At 68.6% G+C, this 19,387-nt stretch carries 21 protein-coding genes; 8 read left to right on the top strand and 13 right to left on the bottom strand.

Annotated elements, in window-relative coordinates; genetic code table 11:
* Window positions 1–96: 96 nt before the first annotated feature.
* On the top strand, window positions 97–1,746 hold the full coding sequence (locus G6N49_RS28245; RefSeq protein WP_011561862.1) for a DNA repair helicase XPB: 1,650 nt from the start codon (window positions 97–99) through the stop codon (window positions 1,744–1,746).
* A gap of 13 nt (window positions 1,747–1,759) precedes the next feature.
* Here the strand turns inward: G6N49_RS28245 and eat are convergent, their stop codons facing one another.
* Window positions 1,760–3,163, bottom strand: a complete 1,404-nt coding sequence (gene eat / locus G6N49_RS28240; protein ID WP_011561863.1) for an ethanolamine permease — start codon at window positions 3,161–3,163, stop codon at window positions 1,760–1,762.
* A gap of 114 nt (window positions 3,164–3,277) precedes the next feature.
* Between eat and G6N49_RS28235 the strand changes: the two genes are divergently transcribed.
* Complete coding sequence (locus G6N49_RS28235; RefSeq protein ID WP_064871858.1) at window positions 3,278–3,856, top strand: hypothetical protein; 579 nt, start codon at window positions 3,278–3,280, stop codon at window positions 3,854–3,856.
* A 9-nt stretch (window positions 3,857–3,865) separates the two neighbouring features.
* Here the strand turns inward: G6N49_RS28235 and G6N49_RS28230 are convergent, their stop codons facing one another.
* A complete protein-coding gene (locus G6N49_RS28230) occupies window positions 3,866–4,210 on the bottom strand; it encodes a cupin domain-containing protein (RefSeq protein WP_011561865.1) in 345 nt (114 codons plus the stop codon).
* A 32-nt stretch (window positions 4,211–4,242) separates the two neighbouring features.
* Entirely contained in the window at window positions 4,243–5,232 is a 990-nt protein-coding gene (locus tag G6N49_RS28225; protein ID WP_064871860.1) for an LLM class F420-dependent oxidoreductase, read from the bottom strand.
* Window positions 5,233–5,312: 80 nt separating this feature from the next.
* Between G6N49_RS28225 and G6N49_RS28220 the strand changes: the two genes are divergently transcribed.
* Window positions 5,313–5,738, top strand: a complete 426-nt coding sequence (locus G6N49_RS28220) for a pyridoxamine 5'-phosphate oxidase family protein (protein WP_011857034.1) — start codon at window positions 5,313–5,315, stop codon at window positions 5,736–5,738.
* A 6-nt stretch (window positions 5,739–5,744) separates the two neighbouring features.
* Here G6N49_RS28220 and G6N49_RS28215 read toward each other — a convergent pair whose 3' ends face one another.
* The 5 genes from G6N49_RS28215 to G6N49_RS28195 all read right to left on the bottom strand — a co-directional run bounded on the left by G6N49_RS28215 (window position 5,745) and on the right by G6N49_RS28195 (window position 12,595).
* Window positions 5,745–7,259, bottom strand: coding sequence for a class I adenylate-forming enzyme family protein (locus G6N49_RS28215; protein WP_064871862.1), 1,515 nt, complete (start codon window positions 7,257–7,259; stop codon window positions 5,745–5,747).
* A gap of 47 nt (window positions 7,260–7,306) precedes the next feature.
* Window positions 7,307–9,454: a 3-hydroxyacyl-CoA dehydrogenase NAD-binding domain-containing protein gene (locus G6N49_RS28210; RefSeq protein ID WP_011857036.1), complete on the bottom strand. Its 2,148-nt coding sequence runs from the start codon at window positions 9,452–9,454 to the stop codon at window positions 7,307–7,309.
* 7 nt (window positions 9,455–9,461) lie between these two features.
* Window positions 9,462–10,673, bottom strand: coding sequence for an acetyl-CoA C-acetyltransferase (locus G6N49_RS28205; RefSeq protein WP_011857037.1), 1,212 nt, complete (start codon window positions 10,671–10,673; stop codon window positions 9,462–9,464).
* 64 nt (window positions 10,674–10,737) lie between these two features.
* Window positions 10,738–11,844 carry an alkene reductase gene (locus G6N49_RS28200; protein WP_011857038.1) on the bottom strand — a complete coding sequence of 369 codons (1,107 nt, stop codon included), beginning with the start codon at window positions 11,842–11,844 and terminating at the stop codon, window positions 10,738–10,740.
* Window positions 11,845–11,881: 37 nt separating this feature from the next.
* Window positions 11,882–12,595: an SDR family NAD(P)-dependent oxidoreductase gene (locus G6N49_RS28195; RefSeq protein ID WP_083044836.1), complete on the bottom strand. Its 714-nt coding sequence runs from the start codon at window positions 12,593–12,595 to the stop codon at window positions 11,882–11,884.
* 107 nt (window positions 12,596–12,702) lie between these two features.
* On the opposite strand from G6N49_RS28195, the gene G6N49_RS28190 reads away from it, so the two are divergent.
* Window positions 12,703–13,302 carry a TetR/AcrR family transcriptional regulator gene (locus tag G6N49_RS28190; protein ID WP_011561873.1) on the top strand — a complete coding sequence of 200 codons (600 nt, stop codon included), beginning with the start codon at window positions 12,703–12,705 and terminating at the stop codon, window positions 13,300–13,302.
* A 9-nt stretch (window positions 13,303–13,311) separates the two neighbouring features.
* Window positions 13,312–14,481: a pyridoxal phosphate-dependent aminotransferase gene (locus tag G6N49_RS28185; protein ID WP_011857040.1), complete on the top strand. Its 1,170-nt coding sequence runs from the start codon at window positions 13,312–13,314 to the stop codon at window positions 14,479–14,481.
* A 3-nt stretch (window positions 14,482–14,484) separates the two neighbouring features.
* On the opposite strand, the gene G6N49_RS28180 is transcribed toward G6N49_RS28185, so the two are convergent.
* From G6N49_RS28180 to G6N49_RS28165, 4 genes are read right to left on the bottom strand one after another with little or no spacing between them, the layout of a single operon-like run.
* On the bottom strand, window positions 14,485–14,928 hold the full coding sequence (locus G6N49_RS28180; RefSeq protein WP_011857041.1) for an SRPBCC family protein: 444 nt from the start codon (window positions 14,926–14,928) through the stop codon (window positions 14,485–14,487).
* 59 nt (window positions 14,929–14,987) lie between these two features.
* On the bottom strand, window positions 14,988–15,428 hold the full coding sequence (locus G6N49_RS28175) for an SRPBCC family protein (RefSeq protein WP_011561876.1): 441 nt from the start codon (window positions 15,426–15,428) through the stop codon (window positions 14,988–14,990).
* Window positions 15,429–15,434: 6 nt separating this feature from the next.
* Complete coding sequence (locus G6N49_RS28170; protein ID WP_083044837.1) at window positions 15,435–15,881, bottom strand: SRPBCC family protein; 447 nt, start codon at window positions 15,879–15,881, stop codon at window positions 15,435–15,437.
* A 35-nt stretch (window positions 15,882–15,916) separates the two neighbouring features.
* Window positions 15,917–16,363, bottom strand: coding sequence for an SRPBCC family protein (locus G6N49_RS28165; RefSeq protein ID WP_011857042.1), 447 nt, complete (start codon window positions 16,361–16,363; stop codon window positions 15,917–15,919).
* A 36-nt stretch (window positions 16,364–16,399) separates the two neighbouring features.
* On the opposite strand from G6N49_RS28165, the gene G6N49_RS28160 reads away from it, so the two are divergent.
* Both G6N49_RS28160 and G6N49_RS29255 read left to right on the top strand, forming a co-directional pair.
* Entirely contained in the window at window positions 16,400–16,747 is a 348-nt protein-coding gene (locus tag G6N49_RS28160) for a UBP-type zinc finger domain-containing protein (protein WP_011561879.1), read from the top strand.
* A 42-nt stretch (window positions 16,748–16,789) separates the two neighbouring features.
* The gene (locus tag G6N49_RS29255; protein ID WP_165607510.1) at window positions 16,790–16,945 is read left to right on the top strand and encodes a hypothetical protein; all 156 of its coding nucleotides are present in this window, start codon (window positions 16,790–16,792) and stop codon (window positions 16,943–16,945) included.
* Here G6N49_RS29255 and G6N49_RS28155 read toward each other — a convergent pair.
* Complete coding sequence (locus tag G6N49_RS28155; protein WP_011857043.1) at window positions 16,942–17,928, bottom strand: NAD-dependent epimerase/dehydratase family protein; 987 nt, start codon at window positions 17,926–17,928, stop codon at window positions 16,942–16,944. The genes G6N49_RS29255 and G6N49_RS28155 overlap by 4 nt on opposite strands.
* Window positions 17,929–18,022: 94 nt before the next feature.
* Here G6N49_RS28155 and G6N49_RS28150 point away from each other — a divergent pair, with 94 nt between their 5' ends.
* Window positions 18,023–19,387 carry a WS/DGAT/MGAT family O-acyltransferase gene (locus tag G6N49_RS28150; RefSeq protein ID WP_083044838.1) on the top strand — a complete coding sequence of 455 codons (1,365 nt, stop codon included), beginning with the start codon at window positions 18,023–18,025 and terminating at the stop codon, window positions 19,385–19,387.

Genomic DNA, 19,387 nt, shown 5'->3' with positions numbered 1-19,387 from the left:
GGAGCGATGAGCTCCAGGGGAGAAGCATGACCGACCAGCGAGAAGCGAAGCGGGATCGCGCATGACCGACCAGCGAGAAGCGAAGCGGGATCGCGCATGACCGACGGCCCTTTGATCGTGCAGTCCGACAAGACGGTGCTGCTCGAGGTCGACCACGAACAGGCGCAGGCCGCCCGCGCGGCGATCGCCCCGTTCGCCGAACTGGAGCGCGCACCGGAGCACATCCACACCTACCGCATCACCCCGCTGGCGCTGTGGAACGCCCGCGCCGCAGGTCACGACGCCGAGCAGGTGGTCGATGCGCTGGTGTCGTTCTCCCGCTACGCCGTCCCGCAACCCCTGCTGGTCGACATCGTCGACACCATGGCCCGCTACGGCCGGCTGCAGCTGGTGAAGAGCCCGGTGCACGGGCTGGTGCTGGTCAGCCTCGACCGCGCGGTGCTCGAAGAGGTGCTCCGCAACAAGAAGATCGCCCCGATGCTGGGCGCCCGCATCGACGACGACACGGTGATCGTGCACGCCAGCGAGCGCGGCCGGGTCAAGCAGATGCTGCTCAAGATCGGCTGGCCGGCCGAGGACCTCGCCGGCTACGTCGACGGTGAGCGACACCCGATCGATCTGCTGCAGGACGGTTGGCAGCTGCGCGACTACCAGGAGATGGCCGCCGATTCGTTCTGGTCGGGCGGCTCCGGTGTGGTGGTGCTGCCGTGTGGTGCGGGCAAGACGCTGGTGGGCGCAGCTGCGATGGCCAAGGCCGGCGCCACCACGCTCATCCTCGTCACCAACACCGTCGCGGGCCGGCAGTGGAAACGCGAACTGGTCGCGCGCACATCGCTGACGGAGGACGAGATCGGCGAGTACTCCGGGGAGAAGAAGGAGATCCGGCCGGTCACGATCGCCACCTATCAGGTGATCACGCGGCGCACCAAGGGTGAGTACCGCCACCTCGAACTGTTCGACAGCCGCGACTGGGGGCTGATCATCTACGACGAGGTGCACCTGCTGCCCGCACCGGTCTTCCGGATGACCGCGGACCTGCAGTCGCGCCGACGGCTCGGGCTGACCGCCACGCTGATCCGCGAGGACGGCCGCGAGGGCGACGTGTTCAGCCTGATCGGGCCGAAGCGCTACGACGCGCCGTGGAAGGACATCGAGGCCCAGGGCTGGATCGCACCGGCCGAATGCATCGAGGTGCGGGTGACGATGACCGACAACGAGCGGATGCTCTACGCCGTCGCCGAACCGGAGGAGCGCTACAAGCTGTGCTCGACGGTGCACACCAAGATCGCGGTGGTGCGCTCGATCCTGGAACGCCACAAGGGTGAGCAGACGCTGGTGATCGGCGCCTATCTCGACCAGCTGGAGGAGTTGGGGCAGGAACTGGACGCCCCGGTGATCCAGGGGTCGACGAAGAACGCGGAGCGCGAGCTGCTGTTCGACCAGTTCCGCCGTGGTGAGATCTCGACGCTGGTGGTCTCGAAGGTCGCGAACTTCTCCATCGATCTACCGGAAGCCTCTGTGGCCGTTCAGGTCTCGGGCACCTTCGGCTCGCGGCAGGAAGAAGCGCAACGGCTGGGCCGGCTGCTGCGGCCCAAACACGACGGCGGCGGTGCGGTGTTCTACTCGGTGGTCTCGCGCGACAGCCTCGACGCCGAATACGCCGCGCACCGGCAGCGGTTCCTCGCCGAGCAGGGCTACGGCTACGTCATCAAGGACGCCGACGATCTGTTGGGACCCGCGATCTAGACACCCGTCCTGATCAAAGGATGTCCTTCTCCGCATCGGCCAGCGCGGCGAATTCCTCGTCGGGCGAGTTGGCCACCAGGTGGTGGCGGCTGTAGAGGCCGAAGTAGGCCATGAACGCGGCGAACACCACCAGGCACCAGGTGGCCGCGGTGCTGTCCACGAGGAAGGTCGCTACCACCGCGAGGGCGGCGATGACGAGTGCGAAACCGGTGGTGACGACGCCGCCCGGCGTGCGGTACGGCCGGGGCATGTCCGGTTCGCGTACCCGCAGCGCGATGTGGCTGACCATCATCAGCACGTAGGACAGCGCGGCGCCGAACACCGCCATGTTGAGCAGCATGGCGCCCTGCCCGGTCAACGACAGGATGAAGCCGATGATCCCGGGCACCACCAGGGCCAGCGTCGGCGCCTTGCGCGAGTTGACCACCGACAGCCGCCTGGGCAGATACCCCGCGCGGGACAGCGCGAACAGCTGACGCGAGTAGGCGTAGATGATCGAGAAGAAGCTCGCGACCAACCCGGCCAGGCCGATGTAGTTGACCACCTTCGACGTCGTCGTGTCGCCGAGCGCCTCCACAAGCGGGTTGCCCGAGGCGCTGATCAGCTCCGCCCCGCCGGAGCCGGCCGCCAGCACCAGCACGGTGCTGCCGGTCACCAACAGCACGCCCATCGCGGCGAGGATTCCCCGCGGGACGTTGCGGGACGGGTCCTTGGCCTCCTCGGCGGCCAACGGCACGCCTTCGATGGCGAGGAAGAACCAGATCGCGAACGGTACGGCCGCCCAGATCCCCAGGTAGCCGAACGGCAGGAACGACGACGCGCCCGCCGCGTCGGTGGGTGCGATGTCGGTGAGGTTCGCGGCGTCGAAGCGGCCGACCGCCCCGATGGCGAAGACGATCAGGCCGGCCAGCGCGATCGCCGTGATGACGAACATGACCTTGAGCGCCTCACCGACGCCGCTGAGATGGATCCCGATGAACAGCAGGTACACCGCCAGGTACACCCACCAGCCGTCGGTGATACCGAACAACCCGAGCGATTCGACGTAGGCGCCGATGAATGTGGCGATGGCGGCCGGGGCGATCGCGTACTCGATGAGAATGGCTGTACCCGTGGCGAATCCGCCCCACGGTCCGAGCGCGCGGCGGGCGAAGGTGTAGCCGCCGCCCGCGGCAGGCAGCGCCGAGGACATCTCGGCCATCCCCAACACCATCGCCAGGTACATGCCGGCGATGATCACGCCCGCGATCAGCAGCCCACCGAAGCCGCCCTCGGCGAGCCCGAAGTTCCATCCCGAGTAGTCGCCGGAGATCACGTATCCGACACCGAGACCGGCAAGGAGGAGCCAGCCGGCAGTGCCCTGCTTGAGTGTCCGTTTGGCCAGGTAGTCGCTGGATTCGCTGTGCGTGGTGTCCACCCGCAGATGCTAGACCGTGCACCGACGCCGTATCAGCGGTTTCGCGTCGGGCCGGCCCGGCGATCTGACCGCTCAGGCAACGGTGGCGGCCCGAACACGCTAGGGTCGACACCCGTGACCGGACGACCGCGCACCCGTGCCGCCGCGCCCACCCACAGAGCCAGGCTGGCGCTCGCCGGTGCGGCCGTCGGCCTCGGCGCTCTGTGGCTGGCGGGTCCCGCCGCCGCACAACCCGACGCACCGCCGGCCCCCGTTCCTGGGCCGCCCGCAGTCGTCGCCGCCGGCGATCCCGCTCCCCCGCCGGCACCGCCGCCGGTCGGGCCGCCGCCGGTGCCGCAGGTGCAGAACCAGCAGTACGGCTCGGGTGACGGGCCGCTCGGCTTCCTGCGCGACGCCTGGCACCAGGCCCAGAACCCGTACGGGATGGGGATGCCGGACCAGATGCCGGCGTACACCCCGCCGCCGCCTGGTGCCGGTCCCCCGCCACCGCTCCCCCCGGGATACACGTCGTTCACCGCGCCGGAGTCCTCGACGCCCGCGCTGGCACCGGACCCCGCTGTCGCCGGTCCGCCGCTGCCGGAGGGTTACTACCCGCTCGACGGGCCGCCGCCGCCCGGGTATTTCGATCCGCCGCCGCCCCCGGCGCCCGGCCCGCCGCCCGCGCCGCCGAAGATCATCGCCGGGCAGCCCTGAGCCGACCGCTCAGGCGTATGGGCCCACCGACTGGAGGACGGTCAGCAACACCACCGAGTCCTCGAGTGCGGCCAGATCGTGGCGGGTTTTCGGGATGACGATGAGATCGCCGGCCGAGCCCTCCCAATGTGACGTACCGTCACCCAACCGCACACGGCCGGTCACGACGTAGAGCGTCGCCTCCTCGGGCGCGTCGTGCTCGTCGAGTCCGTTGCCGCCGGTCAGCGCGATCAGCGTCTGCCGCAGTGAGTGCTCGTGTCCGCCGTAGACGGTGCGGGCGCTGCGGCCGCTGTTGTGCGAACGGGCGAGTTCGAGTTGTTCACGGGCAAGCGCGGTGAGAGAGATCTTCTCCATGTTCTGGATGTTCCCACTTCCTGTCTGGGCAATCACCGCAGCGCGGGAATCACCTTCTGTTCGAACATTTCGATACCCGACCGGTCGTAGGCCGCTTCGGGGAAATAAAGGATGGCGTACTCGCAGCCGAGGTCGCGCATGCGCGTCAACTTCTCGATGACCTGTTCCGGTGTCCCGCTGGCCGACTCGGGCGCCGTCGCGGTCGACAGCATCGCGTCGACGGCTTTCTTGTCGGCCACCGCGACCTGCCGTTCGCGCACCCGCTCGACCCGCGCGGCGACGTCGTCTTCGGAGTCACCGATCACGGCGTTGACGTTGGCCGAGCGCACGATGGCGTCGAAGTCGGTGCCCACCTCGCGGCAGTGTGCGGCCAGCACGTCCGACTTGTGTTGGAAGCCCTCCGGTTCGGAGGTGAAGTTGGTGTACTGCGCGTACTTGGCGGCGATGCGCAATGTGACCTTCTCGCCCCCGCCGGCGATCCACAGCGGAATACCGTTGTCCTGCAGCGGCTTCGGTTGCACGATCGCATCGGTGATCTGATAGTGCTTACCGTCGAGGGTGGCCCGCCCGTCCCGCCAGGCGTCCCGCATGATCTGCACGCCCTCGTCCAGCCTGCCCAGCCGGGCACCGGCGGACGGGAAACCGTAACCATAAGCGCGCCATTCGTGTTCGTACCAGCCGCCGCCGATGCCCATCTGCACCCGGCCGCCGGAGATGACGTCGACGGTGGCCGCGACCTTCGCCAGGTAGGCGGGGTTGCGGTAGCTCATCGCCGTGCACATCTGGCCGAGTTTGATGCGTGAGGTGGTCGCCGCGTAGGCGGCCATCAGCGACCACGCCTCGTGGGTGGCCTCGTCGGTCGGCACCGGGACGGTGTGGAAGTGGTCATAGACCCACAGCGAGTCCCATGCGGTGCCGTCGGCGTAGGTGGCCAGGTCGGACATCACCCGCCAATGCTCGTCGACCGGTATGCCGACCAGATCGAGCCGCCAACCCTGCGGGATGAACAGTCCAAAGCGCATGCCCCAGACTGTAGCCCCGACCCGCAAAGATCTCCGCAGACTTGCGGCAGGCGTCGGTGGTCGTCATTACCCTCGCGAACATGGCCCTCTCGAAGAACGACCGCGAACAGTTCCTCGCCGAACCACATGTCGCCGCGCTCTCGGTGTCCGCCGGACCGGACCGCGGTCCCCTGACCGTGCCGGTCTGGTACCAGTACTCCCCCGGCGGTCAGCCGTGGGTGCTGACCGGCGCCGGCTCCCGCAAACACCGGCTGATCGAAGCGGCCGGCCATTTCTCGCTCATGGTCGAACGCATCGAACCGTCCGTGCGCTATGTCGCCGTCGACGGCCCGGTCAGCCGCATCGAACCCGGCACCGATGAGCACCTCGTCGAGGTCGCCACCCGCTATCTGCCTCCCGCGGCGGTCGAGCCCTATCTGGAGATGGCCCGCCGCGAGCACGGTGAGAGCGTGGTGATCCACCTCGACCCGCGGCACTGGTTGTCGTCGGACCTCGGATCGTTCTGACCGCGGCTACGTGTCCACCCGGGCGGCGTCGTAGAGCGCGGCCACGTCGGGTAGCCGCACTTTGAGCGACGGGGTGCGCGGCAGTTCGTCGACGGTCACGACCGCGACGGGCACGTGGTGGACGGGCAGCGCGGCGCGTACCCACTCCCGCAGTTCCTCCGATCCCGGGACCGGTTGCCCGCGTGCGGGTTCCACCGCGGCGAACGGCACCTGACCCAACCGGTCGTCGGGAACGCCGACCACGCACGCGTCGCGCACCGACGGATGGCCGAGAAGCACCTGCCGCACCGTCTCGGGCAGAATCTTGAACCCGCCCCGGATGATCGCGCCGTCGGCGCGTCCGTGCAGCGTGACGAACCCGTCGTCGTCCATCGACGCGATGTCGGTGGTGCGGATCCAGTCCGGCGAGAGCACCTCGATGCGGGCTTCGAGCACCCCGCGCGCACCGGTGGGCACCGCGACGCCGGTGTCCGGGTCGACTATGCGCACCTCGGTGTCCGGCAGTGCCCGCCCCACGCTGTCGCGTTTGGCCGGGCCGAACTGCTCGACCATCTCCGGGGTCCACGCGCACACCGAACCGGCGAATTCCGTTGCGCCGTAGGCCAGCCGGACCGGGATGTCGAAGCGCTGCTCGAACTCGTCGCGAGTCGCCGGATCGAGCGGACCGGATGCGCTGATGAGGAACTGCAGCGACGCCAGATCCTCGGGTGACACGTCGGCGTCCAGCAGCATCCGCACCACCGCCGGTTGAACCCCGGCCCGGGGGATTCGGTGGGTCCGTACCGCCCGCACCCAGTCGTCCACGCTGAAGCGTTCCAGCAGCACGATCCGCTTACCGGTGGCGAAACCGGCGATCAGTTGGCAGACCCCGATGCCCCCGAACGGCCAGTAGGACAGTTCCGGCGGATCGGTCGGCTCGGCGAACAGCCCGCCCGTCACGCTGAACACGGTGCGGTCGAGCACCGCCTCGTCGATGGCCTGCCGCTTCGGCGGACCTGTGGTGCCGGAGGTGAGTATCGACAACCCCGCCGACGGGGAGGCGGTTACGGCGGATCCTCGCCGCGCCGTCACGACCCGGGGCTCCTGCTCCGAGATCGCCACTCCGGCAAGGCCACAGCGTGTGGCCGCGGCGAGAACCGGCGCCGTCCAGTCCTGCGCGTCGGCGACGACGGCGGCTGGGCGCAGCTGTTCGATGTCGCGGGCGATCGCCTCCGGCGACTGGAACGAGTAGATCATCGAGACCCAGCGCCCGCCGGCGAGCGACCCGGCGATCGCGGCGGCGTGCGGCAGACGGTTGCGGACCACCAGACCGATCGGCGCGTGCGCGTCGATGCCGGCGTCCCGCAGTGCGGTGTCGACCGCGGCGGCGTAACCGGTCACCTCGTCGCCGGTGTGCCAGCGGCCCTCGAACTCGATGCACGGCCGGTCGCCGTAGCTGGTGAAGCCTGCCGCAAAGGTCTCGGTAAAGCTCACGGTGGCCAGGTTAACGCGGCAGTCGCCGCTCCTGCCGAGCAGACGCAAAAGTGCCCAAAACCCGGAGGTTTTGGGCACTTTTGCGTCTGGTCGCGCTACTTGGTGAGCGAGTCCGGCGGGGTGAACCGGTCGCCGTAACGCTCGGCCAGCTCACGGGCGCGGGCCACGAAGGCCTCCTTGCCCGTCCCGAGCGCACCTTCGTATCCGACGATGTACTGCGCCGAACCACCGGTGTACGGCGGATAGCCGATGCCCATGATCGAGCCGATGTTGGCGTCGGCGGTCGAGGTGAGCACACCCTCGTCGAGGCACTTCTGCGTCTCGATCGCCTCGGCGAACAGCATGCGGTCGATCATGTCCTGCAGCGGGATGTCCGCGCTTCCAACACCGAACGTCTCCCGCAGGCCCGGCCACAGACCGGTCCGCTTCCCGTCGACGTACTCGTAGAAGCCGGCACCCTTGAGGCGGCTGGGCCGGCCGATCTCGATCATCTTGTTGACGACGGCCTCGGCCGGGTGCGGATCGTGCGTGCCGCCCGCGGCCTCGGTGGCCTTGCGGGTCTCGGTCGCGATCTTCTGCATCAGCTCGAGGTTGAGCTCGTCGGACAGCTGCAGCGGCGGCGCCGGGTAACCGGCCATGCTGCCTGCCCTCTCGATGCTCGCCGGCTCGACACCCTCACCGAGCATGGCCAGCGCCTCGTTGACGAAAGTGCCGATGACGCGGCTGGTGAAGAAGCCGCGGCTGTCGTTGACCACGATCGGCGTCTTGCCGATGGCCAGCGTGTAGTCGAACACACGGGCCAGCGCCTCGTCGGAGGTCTTCTCGCCCTTGATGATCTCGACCAGCGGCATCTTGTCGACCGGGGAGAAGAAGTGGATGCCGATGAAGTCCTCCTGGCGCTTCACACCGGTCGCCAGACCGGTGATCGGCAGCGTGGAGGTGTTCGAGCCGAGCAGTGCGTTGGGCTCGACGATGTCCTCGATCTCCTGGAACACCTTGTGCTTGAGTTCCTGGTTCTCGAAGACGGCCTCGATGACGAAGTCGACGCCCTTGAGGTCGGCCGGGTCGGCCGCCGGGGTGATGCGGGCCAGCAGCGCGTCGGACTTCTCCTTGGTGGTGCGGCCGCGCTCGAGGGCCTTGGCCTCGATCTTCTCGCTGTAGGCCTTACCCTTCTGGGCGTTCTCCAGCGACACGTCCTTGAGCACCACGTCGTAGCCGGCCTTGGCCGAGACGTAGGCGATGCCCGCACCCATCATGCCGGCGCCGAGCACGCCGATCTTCTTGATGTCCTGCTTGGCGATGCCGTCGGGACGCGAGCCGCCGCCGTTGATGGTCTGCAGGTCCAGGAAGAACGCCTGGATCATGTTCTTGGCGACCTGACCGGTGACCAGCGAGACGAAGTAGCGGCTCTCGATGCGGCTGGCCGAGTCGAAGTCGACCTGGGCACCCTCGACCGCGGCGTCGAGGATGGCGCGCGGCGCCGGCATCGGCGCACCCTTGAGCTGCTTCTTGAGCAGGGCCGGGAACGACGGCAGGATGCTCGCCAGGCCGGGGCTGCTCGGCGTGCCGCCGGGCATCTTGTAGCCCTTGACATCCCACGGCTGGGTGTGCGCCTCGGGGTTGGCCTTGATCCATGCCTTCGCGGCGGGGACCAGTTCCTCGACGCTGCCGACCAACTCGTCGACCAGACCGGTGTCCTTGGCCTTGCCGGGCTTGAAGCGCGTGCCCTGGCTCAGTACCTCCATGAACGCCTTCTGGATACCGAACATGCGCACGGTGCGGGTGACACCGCCGCCGCCGGGCAGCAGACCGAGCGTGACCTCGGGCAGGCCGATGACGCTGCCCTTGACGTCGGCGGCGATGCGGTGGTGACACGCCAGCGCGATCTCCAGGCCACCGCCGAGGGCGGCACCGTTGATGGCGGCCACGACCGGCTTGCCGAGCGTCTCGAGCTTGCGCAGGTCGGCCTTGATCGACTCGACGTTCTCGAAGACCGCGGCCGCGTCGTCCGGACCGGTGTTGATCATGCTCTTGAGGTCACCGCCGGCGAAGAAGGTCTTCTTCGCGCTGGTGATGACGACGCCGGTGATCGAATCCTTCTCCGCCACAAGACGTTCGACGGCGTTGTGCATCGATTCCTTGTAGTGGTCGTTCATCACGTTGGCCGAACCGGTCGGATCGTCCAGCGTGAGGGTCACGATGCCGTCGGAGTCCTGCTCCCACTTGATGGTGTTCTCAGCCATTTCTTCCTCAGACTCGCTCGATGATGGTGGCCACGCCCATGCCGCCGCCCACGCACAGCGTGATCAGCGCGCGCCGGGCACCCCGGCGCTCGAGCTCGTCGACCATGGTTCCGGTGATCATCGCGCCGGTGGCACCCAGCGGGTGGCCGAACGCGATCGCACCGCCGTTGACGTTCAGTTTCTCGTCGGGGATGTTGAGGTCCTTCTGGAACTTCAGCACCACCGAGGCGAACGCCTCGTTCAGCTCGAACAGGTCGATGTCGTCGACGGTCAGACCGGCGCGGTCGAGCACCTTCTTCGTCGCCGGCGTCGGGCCGGTGAGCATGATGACCGGATCGGCGCCGCTGGTGGCGGTCGCGACGATGCGGGCGCGCGGGGTCAGATTCTGAGCCTTCCCTGCACTTTCAGAGCCGACGAGCACCAAGGCGGCGCCGTCGACGATGCCCGAGCTGTTGCCGCCGGTGTGGACGTGGTTGATCTTCTCGACGTAGTGGTACTTCTGCAGCGCCACGTCGTCGAAGCCGCCCATCGCGCCGACGCCGTCGAACGCGGTCTTGAGCTTGCCGAGGCTCTCCACGGTCGAGCCGGGACGCATGTGCTCGTCGTGGTCGAGGATGACCAGGCCGTTCTGGTCGCGCACCGGCACGACCGACTTGGCGAAGTAGCCGCCCGACCATGCCGCGGCGGCGCGCTCCTGCGAACGCGCGGCATAGGCGTCGACGTCCTCACGGGAGAAGCCCTCGATCGTGGCGATCAGGTCGGCCCCGATGCCCTGCGGCACGAAGCCGATGCGGTAGTTGGTCTCCGGGTCCGCGGCCCAGGCGCCGCCGTCAGAACCCATCGGCACGCGGCTCATCGACTCGACGCCACCGGCGAGCACCAGGTCGTCCCAGCCGGAGCGCACCTTCTGTGCGGCGATGTTGACGGCCTCGAGCCCCGAGGCGCAGAAGCGGTTGAGCTGCACACCGCCGGTGGTGTCGGGCAGTCCGGCGGCCAGCACCGCGGTGCGGGCGATGTCGCCGCCCTGATCGCCGACCGGCGACACGACGCCCAGGACGACGTCGCTGATCAGCGTCTCGTCCAGGTCGGGAAAACGGTTGCGCAGTTCGTCGATCAGGCCGGTGACGAGGTTCAGCGGTTTGACCTCGTGCAGCGAACCGTTGCGTTGCTTGCCGCGAGGCGTGCGGATCGCCTCGTAGATGAAGGCTTCTTCAGACATAGCCGGAGCGTAACAGTCCAAACCAACCTGTTGGTTGGCCGGTCACCCCTCTCGGCGACGGCGCTCAGGCGGACTCTCGGGTCTCCAACTCGGCCAGCGTCGGGTAGTCGATATAGCCGACCGGCCCGGGCGAATAGAAGGTCGCGACGTCGGGTTCGTTCAGTTCGGCGCCGACGACGAGGCGCTCGATCAGATCCGGATTCGCCAGGAACGCCCGCCCGACGGCGACCGCGCTGACCGCACCCCACTGCGCGAAGCTCTCCAACTGGCAGAAGTCGGTGTCGGTCTCGCGGCCGGTGTTGAGCACGAGCACTCCCGGCCACAGCGCCCGGATCACCCCGAACGTCGTGTGCGTCGGGTCGATCAGCACATGCAGGTAGGCGATGCCCAGCGGCGCGATGCGGTCGAGCAATGCCTCGTAGACCGCGATCGGCTCGTCCTCCCGCACGTCACCGGCGCCGTTCCCGGGTGAGATGCGCAGCCCGACGCGGCCGGCGCCGATCTCGTCGGCCACGGCCTCGACCACTTCGGCGGTCAGCCGCGCCCGGTTGTCGGCCGATCCGCCGTACGCGTCGGTGCGGCGGTTGACCACGTCGGAGGCGAACTGGTGCAGCAGGTAGCCGTTGGCCCCGTGGATCTCCACGCCGTCCATCCCGGCGTCGACGGCTCGGCGTGCGGCGGTCCGGAAGTCCGCGACGATCCGCGGGATGTCCTCGACCTCGAGCGCCCGCGGCACCACCAGCGGCTTCTTTCCGCCGGGCGTGTGCGCGGTCAGGTCCGCGGCCACCGCCGACGGCGCGACGGGATGCACGCCGCTGATGTCGGGGTGACCCATCCGGCCGACGTGCCACAACTGCATGAAGATGCGGCCACCCTCGGCGTGCACGGCCGACGCGATCCGCGCCCACTTCTCCTGGTGGCGGTCGGTGTAGATGCCGGGGGTGTTCAGATAGGCGCCGTTGGCGCTCTGCGACACCGCGGTGGCCTCGGTGATGACGATGCCGGCCGACGCCCGTTGCGCGTAGTACTGCGCGGCGAGGTAGGACGGCGTGCCGTCGGCCTGCGCGCGGGATCTGGTCAGCGGCGCCATGAAGACGCGGTTGGGCGCGAACGCCTCGCCCACCTGCAGCGGGGTCAGCAGGGTCGCGTCGTCATCGAATGTGAAAGCCACGTGGGGTCACGACGCCGTACGCCCCGGATTCATTCCCTCACAGGGTGAACGCGCGCGGCGGGCCGGCCAGCGAGGCCTTCGCCTCGACCGCCAGCGGGTCCAGGATCTCGACGTCGCCGTCTTCCAGCCCGTCGAGCGCCAGGCGGACCAGTTCGGCGGGGTCGAGCACGATGTCTTCGGGAAGCCGGATCCCGTTGCGTTCGGCGAAATCGAGCAGTGTCCGGGTGCCGACGAGTCCGGGCACCAGAGCGGCGACGAGTGTTCCCTGGCCGGCGAGTTCGATGCGGACGCCGTTGGTCAGACCCCATTGCGCCGACTTCGCCGCGGCATACGCGGTGTTGCCCGCCACGGTGTTCCACGCCGCGGCAGACAGCACGTTGAGGATGGCGCCGCCGCCGTTACGGGCGAGGATCGGTGCGAACGCCCGGATCATCGCCAGCGTGCCGTAGTAGTTCGAGTCCATCGTCGAACGGATCGCACGCAGATCCCCGGTGACCAGGTTCCCGCCCGCGGTGTCGGCGGCATTGTTGATCAGCAGGTCGACATCGCCGGCTCGTTCGGCGACCTCTTCGACCGACGCCTGGTCGGTGATGTCGAGCCGAAGCACCTCGGCGCCGGCCACGTCGACGAGTTCGGGGCGCCGTGCGGTCGCGTAGACCTTGGCACCTCGCTGGAGCAGCTGGGCGGCGAAGTGATGACCGATACCGCGATTCGCGCCGGTGACCACGGCGGTGGCGCCATGCAGTTCCATGTGTCTCCCAATCGTTTTCACGCCTCAAAGAAAATGACCCTGTGGTCACCTTGCTCTTCGAAGGTTGCCACAAGATGACCGACCGGTCAACTTGGTAGCCTCGGGTCGTGACCACCGCTCGCCCGCTGCGCGCCGACGCGGCCCGCAACCGCGAGCTGCTTCTCGCGGCGGCCGAGGAGGAATTCGCCGAGCGCGGCCTGGACGCCTCGGTCGCCGACATCGCCCGGCGTGCCGGCATCGCGAAGGGCACGGTGTTCCGCCACTTCGCCACGAAGGAAGACCTGATCGCGTCCATCGTCAGCGCGCACATCGCGGCACTCGCCGCGGCGGCCCGCGGTCTGGCCGACGCGGCCGACCCGGGTGCGGCGCTCCTGGAGTTCCTCACCGTCGCCGCCGACCAGCGTCAACAGCGCGACCTGACGTTCCTGCAGTCGGCCAGTGACGACGATCCGCGGGTCATCGAGGTCCGTGACGAGCTGCACGCCGCGCTCGAAACGCTGGTCGGACGGGCTCGCGACGCCGGCGCCATCCGCTCGGACATCACCGAGACCGACGTGTTCCTGTTGATGTGCGCACCTATCCACGTCGTCGAGAACCTCGCTGCGCCAACCCCGTTGCTGTGGCAGCGCTACCTCGCGATCATCTTCGACGGGTTGCGACCCGAGGGCGCCCATCCCCTGCCGCAACCGGCGCCGAACCTGCCCTAGGCTCGGACCATGACGGTGTCCAGACTGCGGCCGTACGCGGTGACGGTGTTCGCCGAGATGTCGGCGCTCGCCGCGCGGATCGGCGCGGTGAACCTCGGACAGGGATTCCCCGACGAGGACGGTCCGGCGTCGATGCTCGAGGTAGCCCGGCAGGCGATCGCCGACGGCGTGAACCAGTACCCGCCCGGCCTGGGCATCGCGCCGCTGCGGGAAGCCATTGCCGCGCAACGTAAACGGGTCCACGGCGTCGACTACGACCCCGACACCGAGGTGCTGGTGACCAACGGCGCCACCGAGGCCATCGCCGCGGCGGTACTCGGTCTCGTCGAACCGGGGTCCGAGGTGCTGCTCGTCGAACCGTTCTACGACTCCTACTCCCCGGTGCTCGCGATGGCGGGCTGTCACCGCGTCGCGGTGCCGATGGTCGAGCACGGCCGCGGCTTCGCGATCGACGTCGACGGTCTGCGCGGGGCGATCACTCCGCGCACCAGCGCGCTGATCGTCAACAGCCCGCACAACCCGACCGGCATGGTGGCCTCCGACGAGGAACTCACCGCGATCACCGAACTGGCCGTCGAACACGACCTGCTGGTCATCACCGACGAGGTCTACGAACACCTGGTGTTCGACGGATACGAACACCGCCCGCTGGCCGCCTATCCGGGGATGTCCGGGCGGACCGTCACCATCTCGAGTGCGGCCAAGATGTTCAACGTCACCGGCTGGAAAATCGGATGGGCCTGCGGCGCGGCGGATCTCATAGCCGGCGTGCGCGCGGCCAAACAGTACCTCACCTATGTCGGGGGCGCGCCGTTCCAGCCGGCGGTGGCCCACGCCCTCGATCACGAGGACGCCTGGGTGGCCGCGCTGCGCGACTCCTTCCAGAACAAGCGTGACCGGCTCGGTTCGGCGCTGGCCGAGTTGGGTTTCGCGGTGCACGACAGCGCGGGCACCTACTTCCTGTGCGCCGACCCGCGGCCGCTGGGCTACGACGACAGCACGACCTTCTGCGCGGACCTCCCCGAGCGCGCGGGTGTCGCGGCGATCCCCATGTCGGCGTTCTGCGACCCGCACTCACCGCACACCGACCGGTGGAATCACCTGGTGCGTTTCGCCTTCTGCAAGCGCGACGACACCCTGGACGAAGCGATCAGACGGTTGCAGGTGCTGCGCCGGTAGCGCTCACTCGGCGTGGGTCTTGGCCATGACGCGCGCCCGCAGACCCTCCGTCGCCGAGTGCAGCACGATCTTCTTCGCCCGTTTGACGAGGAACTGCGGGATCGGCGCGGACGGGTCGACGATGATGTCGAACCGCACGCGGGTCCGGTCGCCCTCCGGGGTCAGGTTGTACTCGACGTGCTGTCCGCGCTGCTGGAAGGTGTCCTCGGCGTCCCACACCACCCAGTGCCTGCCCCAGTGGTACTCGAGGATCTCGTTGTCGGTGATGCCCATCAGCCGCAGCGTGGCCTTGACCCGGCGCGGCCTGCCGTCGGGGTGGCGGTCGAGCACGGTGACCTTCCTGTACACCGAGGACCACGCCGGCAGCGCCTCGATGTCGGCGAGCACGTCGAGGATGGCCTCCGGTGACGCATCGAAGACCACTTCACGTGACGCGCGAACGGCCATGAGACCAAATGTAGTGACCTGTTCGGCACTGGCGGCGGGTTCAGCCGAAGTCGCGGAGCTCAGCCGCCCTTGACCTTCAGCACCCGCTTGCGCAGGCCGTCGGTGGCCGTCTCCATCAGGCCTTTGGCACCCTTCTTGACGACGAATCCCGGCAGCGGCACCGTCGGGTCGACGGTGAGCTCGAACCGCACCTTCGTGCGGTCACCGTCCGGTGTCAGGAAGTACCGACCATCCTGTGCGCGTTGTTGTTTCGAGCTCACCAGGGTCCAGCTCACCCCGTCGTCGTGAACGGTGTAGTCGAGCACCTGCTCGTCGCTGATCCCGACGATCTTGACGACCTGCCTGGAGCGTTTGGGGCGGCCCTCGTCGTCGCGTTCGAGGATCTCCACCTTCTGGTGCGCCGACGACCACTCCGTCAGCGACTCGAGGTCGTACAGGACTTCCATGATGTCGTCGGGGCTGGCTTCGATGACTACTTCGCGCGATTCGGTGATGGCCATGGAGGGCTAGTTGCCACCCTTGGCGACCTTCAAAACCTGTTTCCGCAAGCCGTCGGTCGCAGTCTCCATCGCACCCTTCATCGCCCGCTTGAGGACGAACCCGGGCAGCGGCACCGACAGGTCGACCTTGATGTCGAAACGGACCTTGGTCTTCTCGCCGTCCGGGGTCAGGGTGTACGACGCGTCCTGCGCCTTCAGCTGGCCGGCGCTGACCAACGTCCAGCTGACCTTGCTGTCGGTCCAGGTGTACTCGATCACCTCCTCGTCGGTGATGCCTGCGGATTTGACCTTCATCTTGACCTGGCGCGGCCTGCCGTCGGCATAGGTGTCGAGGATCTCAGCGCTCTGGTACTGCGGCGACCAGGAGGGGGTGGCTTCGACGTCGGCGATGACGTCGAGGATCTGGGCCGGGGTTGCTTCGATGACCACTTCGCGCGAATCGCTGACTGCCATGCGCTGACCTTAGCGACCGAGTCGGCGCCGCGGGATCACTTGGCGCGCTTGCGCACCTCGAGCACCCGTTTGCGCAGTCCGTGCGTGGCGGTGTCGATGACACCCTTCGCGGCGCGCCGGGACAGAAAGCCCGGCAGCGGCATGATCGGGTCGACGGTCACCTCGAAGCGCACCCGGGTCCGGTCGCCTTCGGGGATGAGCCGGTAGCGGGCGTCCTGGGAGCGCTGATAGGTGGAGCTCAGCAGCGTCCAGCCGTAACCGTCGTCGTAGTAGCTGAGCGCGATCTCCTGGACGTCGGTGATGCCGACCGTGGTCACCGTGGCGCGGCTGCGTGTCGGCCTGCCGTGCTCGTCACGGTCGAGCACCACCGAACTCCGGTGCGCCGGCGACCACTCGGGCAGCGCCTCGAGATCCAGCATCACGAGCAGGATTTCGTCTACCGGGGCCTCGATCACGACCTCGCGGGATTCACGAATGGCCACAGCGACGACCCTACGCCGCGCGTAGGCTCGCCGGGTATGACCGATGCGATCGACCCCGCCGCACCGCCGAGCGGAAGCGGGTGCGTCGAGTGTGAGGCCAACGACGGATGGTGGGTACACCTGCGCCGCTGTGCGGCGTGCGGGCACATCGGTTGTTGCGACGACTCCCTCGCACGCCATGCGTCGGCGCACTGGAGCCAGACGGGTCACCCGATCATCCGGTCGTTCGAACCGGGCGAGGATTGGTTCTGGAACTACGAGACCGGCACTTATTACGACGGTCCGGTGCTGGCCGATCCGCAGAGCCACCCGGCCGATCAACCGGCCCCGGGCCCGCGGGATCGGGTGCCGCCGGACTGGGTGGCGCAGTTACGCGCCCGGTGAGCCGGTCGTTTCCCGCGCGCACCGGCCGGGTACCCGGGCCCGGTGACCGACGATCCGAAGACCACGCAGTCCGACAAGGGACCCGACAACGCGAAGGACGACGTCATCAGCGACCCGGCCGAAGGCGCCGATGACCGCGTCGACTGGTCGAGCGAGGGTGGCGCCACCCCGAGCGGACCCGCCGACACCGGCGACTAGTGGAAGGCTTTCGCCAACGACGAAAGCGCCTCGGCGCCACTGTATCTCGGTGTCCATCCGAGTTGCTCCCTGGCTTTTCCGGTGTCCATCACCACGGAGGTGCGGCCGGCGTGCAACCACTCCAGCAGCGACGGCACGAACGGCAGCCGCGCCACGACCTCCGAGGTGGCCACCGCCGCCAGCCTCGGCACCCGCACCGGCCGGGCGCCCAGCGCCTCGGCGACATCGGACATCGACAGCACCCCGTCGCCGGCGATGTTGTAGGCCCCGGGCGGCGCGGAGGTGGTCGTGACCGCGAGGACGATGGCCGACGCGACGTCGTCGTGGTGCACCAGTTGCAGCGGTGTGCCCGGGTCGGGGAACGGTGGCTTGAGCAACGGCAGCGCCTGCGTCACCCGGCGCACCGCGCCGGGCAGTTGATTCCACGGCATGACCTCTGCGAGCGCCGGGGCCTTCGGACCCACCACGATGCACGGCCGCAGCACGTACACCTCGAGTGCGGACCCCTCGGTGGCGTCGGCGAGGGCGGCCTCGCATGCCGCCTTCTGTTCGGAGTAGTAGTGCTCGGCCGAACCGCGCGCGGGCACGTCCTCGGTGATCGGCACCGGGTTGTCGGAGTGGTACCCGTACGCGGCGACCGACGAGGTGTAGACGAGTCGGCGCGGCCGCGACGCGGCGACCGTCGCCTCGAACACGTTGCGGGTGCCGGCCAGGTTGACGCGGGCGCTCTCCTCTCGCGAACCCATGATGACGAAGGCCAGGTGCACCACCACGTCCGCGTCGGCGACGAGCGCGTCCACCGCCTCGCGGTCGAGGATGTCGCCCCGCCGGTACGTCGTCTTGGTCCAGCCCCGCCCCGCGGGGTCGAACGGGCGCCGGGCCATCCCGATGATCTCTCCGACGTCGGGATGGTCCTCGAGGGCCTCGATGACCGAGATCCCGATGTCCCCGGTGGGACCGGTGACGGCGACGCTCAGTGACATCTCCGAGAAGTTCCCTGTCCTCGACCGGCAAAACGTTGCCCGGGCCCCGCAGTGGGCATACAAAGGAGATCCACGAACCCCGAAGGGACCCGCGATGAAGCTGATCTCGCCGACCGATTCGATGTTCTTGCTCGTCGAGTCGCGGGAGCATCCCATGCATGTCGGCGGGCTGCAGTTGTTCGAACCGCCGGACGGCATCTCGGGTGCGGACTTCCTGCGCGAGATCCACCAGGCGATGGTGGAGCAGACCGATTTCCAGGAGACGTTCCGCAAGCATCCGGGCACGGTGCTCGGCGGGGTCGCCAACCTCGCCTGGGCCGTCGACGAGGACGTCGACCTGGACTACCACCTGCGCCGGTCGGCGCTGCCGTCGCCGGGACGGGTGCGCGAGCTGCTGGAGCTGACGTCGCGGCTGCACGGCACGCTGCTCGACCGGCACCGCCCCCTGTGGGAGGCCCACCTGGTCGAAGGGCTCAGCGACGGACGCTTCGCGGTGTACGTGAAGTTCCACCATGCCCTCATCGACGGGGTGTCGGCGCTCAAGCTGACCCAGCGCACGCTGTCGACCGATCCGGAAGACCCGGAGGTCCGGGTGCCGTGGAACCTGCCGCCGAAGCGGCGCACCCGCGAACCGGAGTCGAAGTCGCTGCTGCGCAGCGTCACCGACCGCGTGGGTTCGGTTGCCGCGCTTGCCCCTTCGACGTTCGGCCTGGCGCGTGCGGCGTTGCTCGAGCAACAACTCCAGCTGCCGTTCGGTGCGCCGAAGACGATGTTCAACGTCCCGATCGGCGGCGCCCGCCGGGTGGCGGCGCAGTCGTGGCCGCTGGAGCGCATCCGCTCGGTCAAACGGGCCACCGGCGCGACGGTCAACGACGTCATCCTCGCGATGTGCGCCGGTGCGCTGCGGTTCTACCTCACCGAACAGAACGCGCTCCCGGCTGCGCCGCTCATCGCGATGGTGCCGGTGAGCCTGCGCACCGAGGCGGAGGCCGACTCGGGCGGGAACATGACCGGCGTCGTGCTGTGCAACCTCGCCACCGACGACGACGATCCGGCCCGCCGCCTCGACACCATCAGCCTGTCGATGCGCAGGAACAAGCAGGTGTTCTCCCAGTTGCCGCGGGTGCAGCAGCTGGCGCTGTCGGCGTCGATGATCGCGCCCCTGGGCCTCGGGGCGGTGCCCGGCTTCGTCTCGACCGCTCCCCCGCCGTTCAACATCGTGATCTCCAATGTGCCGGGCAACCAGGAGCCGATGTACTGGCGCGGCGCCCGCCTCGACGGGAACTACCCGTTCTCCATCGCCCTCGACGGCCAGGCGCTCAACATCACGATGGCCAACAACGGGGACAACCTGGACTTCGGGCTGGTCGGCGCCCGCGGCAGCGTGCCTCACCTGCAGCGGCTGCTCGGCCACCTCGAGGATTCGCTCAAGGAACTCGAGGTCGCCGTCGGGGTGTGA

This window comes from Mycolicibacterium monacense (assembly GCF_010731575.1).
GTDB lineage: Bacteria > Actinomycetota > Actinomycetes > Mycobacteriales > Mycobacteriaceae > Mycobacterium > Mycobacterium monacense.
The sequence above is the reverse complement of the archived record's forward strand: the minus strand, read 5'-3'. Positions and strand labels throughout refer to the sequence as shown.